Source organism: Nostoc sp., from assembly GCF_036916975.1.
Lineage (GTDB): Bacteria > Cyanobacteriota > Cyanobacteriia > Cyanobacteriales > Nostocaceae > Nostoc.
In genome coordinates this window covers 22,723-29,866 of the sequence record NZ_JBALFF010000091.1, presented here as the reverse complement: position 1 = coordinate 29,866, position 7,144 = coordinate 22,723, and the positions used below count along the sequence as shown (strand labels likewise).

Sequence of the window (7,144 nt, the reverse complement as noted above, 5' to 3'; positions counted from 1 at the left end):
TATTGATTTAGATGGTGACGTGGGTATACCTAACAAAGAACATAAAACGGTAAGACTTACTCACAATATCTAAATCTTCTTTTTTAAAAGGGAATTAGGAACGACAAAAACACCACCAACATAAGAACTCAAATCTATGCCCCAATTGCCACCACATGCTTCCTGTCTTGCATAAATATAAATACCGTTTACAGTTGATGTACCATTAATTTCAGAAGTAGTTTTAGTGTAGTAACCATAACATTTTTCAGCTTTGAAAAAAGATGAATTTGATTTCAATGGTTTATCAAGTGGTTTCAGGAAAGTTTTATGGGTTGAAAAGTAGTTTTTTTGAGTCTGAATCATAGATATAATATTATTTTCTGCAATTTTTTCATATTGTGGTTCATCACCTGGTGAATATATCTCAGCACATCCAGCGACAAGCAAGTTAATTAAAATAATATTAAAAAATAAAAAATTATTAAAAAGGAGAAAGCCTTTTAAATTCCATTTGCTCATTTAGAAAATTAAATCCATAAGGAAGCGCTATTTAAATTAGCTTTCTCTAAATTTACTTTATTGAGTTTTGCCGAGTTTAATTTTGCATTAGTCAAATCAGCATCACTCAGATTAGCTTCGCTTAAATCCAAACCTGATAAGTCAGTTTGAATAAGTTTCGCTCCCTTCAAGTTAGCTCCTTTAAATGAAGCCTCATAGGTAACATTACAGTAATCATCCCCAATTTCTGATATACCCATTTTCCCTTTGTCGCCAACATCATCTCGCCATCTGAGTTCAGCTTTAGTTAAATCAGCCCCTTGTAGATTGGCTGCGTCTAATTTAGCATTAGTCAGTTCAGCCTCTCTTAAATCTGCCCCAGCTAGATCAGTATTTGTTAAATCAGCACCACCTAAATCACACTTTGGGCATTTTTTAGTTGTTAGCAACTGCTTCACATGAGCCGGATTTGAAGTTTTTTTAGCCTCACAATTTTTACAACTAGAAAGAAAAGTAAGTAATAAAGCTGATACGATTAATATTTTTATTTTCATATATGACGCGATCGCTCAGTCCTTCCCCGTATCCACAAAGCTAGTACACTCATTAACAACACCCCCATCACCCCTTGCAGGGGATTATTATTCACACCAGTTACCCAATCAGGAACAAGACCCGAATATTTCACTAATTCCCCAACATTAATAATGTAGTAACCCCAAACTAAACCACCATGCAAACCAATTGGAAAACCCAAGCGTCCCCTCCGCCAACGCTTTCCCCATACTTGCGTTAACCCCAGCAGTACTAAAGCTGGAAATTGCGGCAGTGTATGAATAATTGCCTCCAAGGGTTTAATAAAGTGCAATGTAGCAAACGCAATTGCATCTGTCCACATTGCCACACGCGGACTGTAATCTCGTTGTAATTCATCTAGCAACCAGCCTCGGAATAACAACTCCTCAGCAAATCCAACACCCAAGCCAACAAGTAAACCCTCTAAAATTACTTTCAGTAAAAAAACTTTTGGTTGTTGCCACACCAACCAACCCAACAAACTTTCTACCCCAAAAAGTATCAGAATATTAATTATCCCTATAGCCAAGCCACGCAGCAAATCCACACCGTTTTGTCGCGTGAATTCTAAGCCATAATGCCGCAGAATTTGGGGCTGTTGGTAAACATATTTACCCCATAGTCTCAGGATAAAAATAAATACTGCATATAACAATACCAATGTCAATATACTTTCTAAATTTGAATCATGTACTAGTAAGTATATTGGTGCAGCCAATGGCAACCATAGCAGCAATAAAATCAAAATAAAAGCACCCAGCCTGATAGGGGCAGGGCGTTCAGCAAAACGGACAAAGTTTTTTTTCATACTAAATAAGTCATCAATCAGCAGTCAATACTCTAAATTTCGACTAATGACCAATGACCAATGACCAAATGACTATTCATCAGGTTCAATCGTGCTACTTAAACCATGACTTATCAATGTTTCGCAATAGAACTCAGCATGTTCTTGAGCGCAAGTAATCACTAGAGCTAGCCCGTTAGTATGGGCTTCCATCATGATGCTCACAGCCTGGGGTTGGGTAAGGCTCGGCACAGTGGCTATTAGTGACTGCACAACATGCTCCATCGAGTTGTAGTCGTCGTTATGGAGCAAAACGCGATACTGAGGCGCGAGCTTACGGGTTGTGGAAGGCTTTTCAATAGTTTCAACTGACACGGCTCTTTGCTCTTTTATCGTTAATTCACTACAACAAAGTTTCTGTCGAGCGATCGCTTAACAGTTATTTACCTATTCTATAGTATTTCTGTCCAGATACTATGCTAATAAAACCCTCTGCTGCCAGAGATTGGTCATATTAGTTTGGCGTGGCCACTTGTGAGGGATATATCTTAAGACATCGTTGCCGTGAGAGTGCTACCCTAATGTTACAGAAGCAACATTAAAAGTAGCGCATTCTCACTTTTAAAATAAAGGAAGTTGCAAAATAATCCTTGCCCCTGCCCAAATTGCATAATGATGGACATTAGCCTAAATTTTCTTCAACCAGGACAAATTGTGTCTTTAGAGCATGGTGACAGGAATCTGTATGCAGAAGTCATTCAATTTGTAGTTTCCCGCCAGTTGTGCTGGGTGCGCCCTTTATTAATGGTTACTTTCATTCAAGAATCGCCACTAATTACAGATTTGCGAGATGCGTCTGATTTACTTTGGCCTGCCAATTTATTTCGGCCAGCATTAGACACAGAAGTAATTACCTTCTTGAGCCAAGTTTTAGCAAAAGAACCAAAAACTGAACCTGACTCAGCCGCCAAGCAGCAACTCAATCAGTTTATTCACCAACTTTGGCAAGCATATCAATAGGGATTTGGGTATTGGAAAGAGGAATTGGGGACTCTTGAGAAAGACTTGTTGCTAGTTCTCACCTGTTGTCACCTTGTCACCTTGTCCCTCATTCTCCCCTTACCTCCCCTTTTCCCCCCATTCCCTTGTAGAGAAGATGTTTCTGAACCTTTGATGTTAATAAAAATACTTTTCAAATATCCTCTTACTAAAACTTGTTTTACCTACTTGAAATTTTGATTGCTTCAGCCATAATCAAATTTAATTGATATAGGCAATAAACCTCTATACCTAAGCAATTAGGAATATCCCAAGTTAGGAACCAGCTGAATTCTACCAGCATCCATCTCGGCCATTAATAATTCCAGAGCTTCGTAGTCAACGTCAGAAATATAACCCAGTTCCGTCAATTCTGAGTTGATTTCATTTTCTATCTCAGGAGTTAATTTTTTAATGTCAAGAGCTTTCTCTACTAATTTACGAATAGCGTACTTAGTTCTCATAAGTAATAACCTAGATTTATATGATACTAATTATTCCAAATTTATCTAAGCATAAGTAGTGTTCTAAAAGTTATATAGATCACATTTTAATTAGTTAAAGAAATAATTCGCTATGAGGATGTAGTATGCCATCAGCAACGCTAAAGTGAGGAATTTAACTTACCGTTAAAACTTAGCTAAATTAGCTTCAGTTATAGACTAAGCAAATTCTATCAGCATACTTACTGATTATTTGTCGTTTCTATGGCTGTCTATAGTTGATTGTTTTTGAACTAGCATAAAAAAAAAGTATAGATAATCACATTTTAACCTGGAATTATGAGAATCTTTAAACAGAGATGCTAAAGCAATAAAGATTCAGCAAAGAGAACTAAGACAAATGGTCGATGCAACAAAATAGAGTTTATGTTCAAATAATTCTTAGCTTGACGCTTTAACAATTCTCAATAGGATGTAACTATGCAGGCAGTGCTTAACTATCCGAAGATTGCAGTTATTCGCCCCCAAGGCTTTTTGAATGCTACAAACGCCTTGGAATTTGAACGAGATATGACTACAGCTTTAGCACAAAATGGTATTTCTATCTTGATAGTAGACCTCGCAGCAGTAGAATCGTTAGACAGCGCGGGTTTGATGGCATTGTTATCTATACACAAACTGGCTCTTAGTTTAGGAAGGGGTTTCCAACTTTGGGCTGTTGCTCCGTCAATTAGAATTATTTTTGAATTAACGCAACTCGATAGGGTGTTTGAAATAGTGGATGGTAAAGTTGAGTTGGCTGCAACATAACTTTATGTAAGAAGCACAAAGGTTCGGGTATGAAGTGGACTTTATGTAAAGGAGTTATAAGTTGCAACGATAAACTATGCTAGAAGACCAAATTCAATGCTAAGGTTGGGTTTGAGTAGCTGTAATTAAGGTAGCTAGAAGATAGCACAGTGGCTGTTGCAGTTGAAAAATTAATAACATCGGATATTTTAAAACCAGGACGTTACCTGGGTAATGAGCGTTTAGCAGTACACAAACCTTGGGATACGGCAGAAATACGCTGGGTATTAACTTATCCAGAAGTATATGAAGTTGGTGCATCCAATTTAGGGCATATTATTCTCTATAACATCCTGAATGCCCAACCGCGTCAATTGTGCGATCGCGCCTACCTCCCAGGAAAAGACCTAGCAGCCAAACTACGCGAAACTAATACGCCATTGTTTGGGGTAGAGTCAAAGCGATCGCTCAGAGAATTCGACATTTTAGGTTTTAGCCTCAGTTACGAACTGGGTGCAACTAATATCCTAGAAATGTTGGATTTAGCTGGAATTCCCAAGACGTGGCAAGAACGGCAAAAAGCTGGCGTTGCAGAGGGAGAATTTCCGAATCTCCAGTCTCAGTTTCCATTAATTTTTGCTGGTGGGCAAACAGCAACATCTAATCCTGAGCCTTACGCCGACTTCTTCGACTTTATCGCCCTTGGAGATGGAGAAGAACTGCTGCCAGAAATTGGTTTGGTATTGGAAGAAGGCAAACAAGCCGGATTGAGTCGGGAGCATCTGTTACTGGACTTAGCACAGATACCAGGTGTATATGTCCCTCAGTTTTACGACATGGCAGAGGATGGCTCAGTTCATCCTTGTCGCTTGGACATGCCAAAACGAATTTTGCGACGGGTGGCAACTCCCATACCCGCGTATTCCATTGGGTTAGTTCCCTACGTGGAAACAGTGCATGACCGCTTGACCATTGAGATTAGGCGTGGTTGCACTCGTGGCTGTCGCTTTTGTCAACCAGGAATGTTAACTCGACCAGCACGGGATGTGGAACCCGATAAGGTTGTAGAAGCAATTGAACAGGGAATGCGGGCAACTGGTTACAATGAGTTTTCCCTATTATCTCTGAGTTGTTCTGATTATTTATCCCTACCAGCAGTGGGGATGGAAATCAAAAATCGCTTAAAAAATGAAAACATTTCTCTGACTCTACCAAGCCAACGGGTAGACAGATTTGATGAAAATATTGCCAATATCCTTGGAGGTACGCGGCAAGGTGGATTGACTTTTGCTCCAGAAGCTGGAACTCAGCGGATGCGAGACATCGTGAATAAGGGTTTGACTAATGAAGAATTGTTGCGGGGGGTGAAAACCGCTTGGGAGCAAGGCTGGGATAAAATCAAGTTGTATTTTATGATTGGCTTACCGGGTGAGACAGATGCTGATGTTTTAGGCATTGCTGAAACAGTAAGCTGGTTACAGCGAGAATGTCGGGGCAAGGGCAGAAAACCCCTAAACTTTAACCTGACGATTTCTAACTTTACGCCCAAACCTCATACGCCATTCCAATGGCACTCAGTTTCTACCACTGAATTTAAACGCAAACAAAACCTGTTGCGGCAAGAATTCCGCCGAATAAAGGGAGTGAAGGTAAATTTTACCGATGTTCGCATTTCGGCAATGGAAGATTTTGTGGGACGGGGCGATCGCAAATTGAGCAAAGTAGTCCGGCGAGCCTGGGAATTGGGCGCAGGGATGGATTCCTGGTATGAAAATTTAGATCAAGCTTTTAGCGCTTGGGGAGATGCGATCGCCGGGGCCGATCTAGACTGGAAATACCGCCAAGTAGAAAATGGCGAATGGAATTTGTTTCACGCACAAGATCAGACAAGATCGAAAGATGCGGAAAATACCCCACTCCCAACTCCTAACTCCCCACTCCCAACTCCTAACTCCTCACTCCCAACTCCTAACTCCTCACTCCCAACTCCTAACTCCTCACTCCCAACTCCTAACTCCCTCGATATTCCCCTCCCTTGGGATCATATTGATACCGGAATTGATAAAAAGTGGCTCAAAGAAGACTTACAACGCGCCTTAGAAGCTGCAATTGTACCCGACTGCTCTTTTGAAGGTTGTTCTCACTGTGGCGTATGTGGAACCGACTTTGGCCATAACATTGTGATTGAATCACCTCGTATCCCGAAGTTCGCTGGCGAGTTTGTCCCCAACACAATTAAGGTACAACGACTGCGAGTTTGGTTTGGGAAACAGGGTAATATGGCTTTGGTAAGCCATTTAGATTTAATCCGTCTGTTTGACCGAGTTGTGCGGCGAGCAGGCTTACCAATCGCTTTCACTGGTGGATTTCATCCAATGCCGCGAATTTCTGTAGCAACTGCTTTGGCTTTAGGGGCTACTAGTAGTGGTGAAATTGCGGATTTTGAGTTAACTGTACCAATGGCAGTCGATACTTTTCGAGAAGAATTGGTTCGGGAAATGCCCACAGACATACCTATATATAATGTGGAGCAGATAGATTTAAAAACTCCGGCAGCGACTCAACTGCTAGAAACCGCAGAATATTTAATTACCGTAGCAGCACTTGAAGAAGTAACACCTATACAATGGCAAGAATGGATTGATACCATCAAAGCAAAAGACGAACTGTGGTCCGAGCATACAACAAAGTCAGGTAAGAGCCAGTTAATAAATCTGCGCGATCGCTTATTTGAACTGGAATTAGTAGAAACCCGCAAAGGCATTGCAGAATCTATATCTGTTATCCGTTATGTAGGTAGCTATCGCCAAGATGGTTTTCTATTGCGTCCTGAACAAATCCTGTTTATGCTAGGGATGGTGGCTAGTGGAGAATTCCAACTCCTGCACATCCACCGCAATCGGCTAATTTTAGGGGTATAATCCCTGTAGGGCAGCTTGCTAGTAGTTGTCCTAACGTGGGTATATCGTTTGAATTGATTTTTAGCAAGGTTGCGTTAGAATGGGTTGAAGAGAAATTTTCTGGCGCTGCA

The 7,144-nt window shown here is 40.6% G+C and carries 8 protein-coding genes; 3 read left to right on the top strand and 5 right to left on the bottom strand.

Going from position 1 to position 7,144, the window contains the following annotated elements; all coding sequences use genetic code 11:
• Positions 1 to 69 precede the first annotated feature (69 nt).
• The 4 genes from V7K73_RS23020 to clpS form a co-directional block, all read right to left on the bottom strand.
• Positions 70 to 501 carry a hypothetical protein gene (locus tag V7K73_RS23020; RefSeq protein ID WP_334883376.1) on the bottom strand — a complete coding sequence of 144 codons (432 nt, stop codon included), beginning with the start codon at positions 499 to 501 and terminating at the stop codon, positions 70 to 72.
• Between the two features lie 8 nt (positions 502 to 509).
• Positions 510 to 1,034 (bottom strand): pentapeptide repeat-containing protein, encoded by a 525-nt coding sequence (locus V7K73_RS23015; protein ID WP_334883375.1) that lies wholly within the window; start codon positions 1,032 to 1,034, stop codon positions 510 to 512.
• On the bottom strand, positions 1,031 to 1,864 hold the full coding sequence (locus V7K73_RS23010) for a CPBP family intramembrane glutamic endopeptidase (protein WP_334883373.1): 834 nt from the start codon (positions 1,862 to 1,864) through the stop codon (positions 1,031 to 1,033). The genes V7K73_RS23015 and V7K73_RS23010 overlap by 4 nt, the downstream gene beginning before the upstream one ends.
• A 72-nt stretch (positions 1,865 to 1,936) precedes the next feature.
• Complete coding sequence (gene clpS / locus V7K73_RS23005; RefSeq protein WP_334883371.1) at positions 1,937 to 2,218, bottom strand: ATP-dependent Clp protease adapter ClpS; 282 nt, start codon at positions 2,216 to 2,218, stop codon at positions 1,937 to 1,939.
• Positions 2,219 to 2,518: 300 nt separating this feature from the next.
• On the opposite strand from clpS, the gene V7K73_RS23000 reads away from it, so the two are divergent.
• The gene (locus V7K73_RS23000) at positions 2,519 to 2,863 is read left to right on the top strand and encodes a hypothetical protein (protein WP_181374237.1); all 345 of its coding nucleotides are present in this window, start codon (positions 2,519 to 2,521) and stop codon (positions 2,861 to 2,863) included.
• Between the two features lie 278 nt (positions 2,864 to 3,141).
• Here the strand turns inward: V7K73_RS23000 and V7K73_RS22995 are convergent, their stop codons facing one another.
• Positions 3,142 to 3,345: a hypothetical protein gene (locus V7K73_RS22995; protein ID WP_100899826.1), complete on the bottom strand. Its 204-nt coding sequence runs from the start codon at positions 3,343 to 3,345 to the stop codon at positions 3,142 to 3,144.
• Between the two features lie 459 nt (positions 3,346 to 3,804).
• Between V7K73_RS22995 and V7K73_RS22990 the strand changes: the two genes are divergently transcribed.
• Together V7K73_RS22990 and V7K73_RS22985 are read left to right on the top strand one after the other, a co-directional pair.
• Positions 3,805 to 4,134 carry an STAS domain-containing protein gene (locus V7K73_RS22990; protein ID WP_334883369.1) on the top strand — a complete coding sequence of 110 codons (330 nt, stop codon included), beginning with the start codon at positions 3,805 to 3,807 and terminating at the stop codon, positions 4,132 to 4,134.
• A gap of 149 nt (positions 4,135 to 4,283) precedes the next feature.
• The gene (locus V7K73_RS22985) at positions 4,284 to 7,034 is read left to right on the top strand and encodes a TIGR03960 family B12-binding radical SAM protein (RefSeq protein ID WP_334883367.1); all 2,751 of its coding nucleotides are present in this window, start codon (positions 4,284 to 4,286) and stop codon (positions 7,032 to 7,034) included.
• The last annotated feature ends 110 nt before the right edge of the window (positions 7,035 to 7,144 follow it).

Bases quoted from the DNA above. Each gene is read 5' to 3' on its own strand.
- V7K73_RS22990 (WP_334883369.1), top strand. From the start codon at position 3,805: ATGCAGGCAGTGCTTAACTATCCGAAGATTGCAGTTATTCGCCCCCAA.
- V7K73_RS23000 (WP_181374237.1), top strand. From the start codon at position 2,519: ATGGACATTAGCCTAAATTTTCTTCAACCAGGACAAATTGTGTCTTTA.
- V7K73_RS23020 (WP_334883376.1), bottom strand. From the start codon at position 501: ATGAGCAAATGGAATTTAAAAGGCTTTCTCCTTTTTAATAATTTTTTA.
- V7K73_RS22995 (WP_100899826.1), bottom strand. From the start codon at position 3,345: ATGAGAACTAAGTACGCTATTCGTAAATTAGTAGAGAAAGCTCTTGAC.
- V7K73_RS23010 (WP_334883373.1), bottom strand. From the start codon at position 1,864: ATGAAAAAAAACTTTGTCCGTTTTGCTGAACGCCCTGCCCCTATCAGG.
- V7K73_RS23015 (WP_334883375.1), bottom strand. From the start codon at position 1,034: ATGAAAATAAAAATATTAATCGTATCAGCTTTATTACTTACTTTTCTT.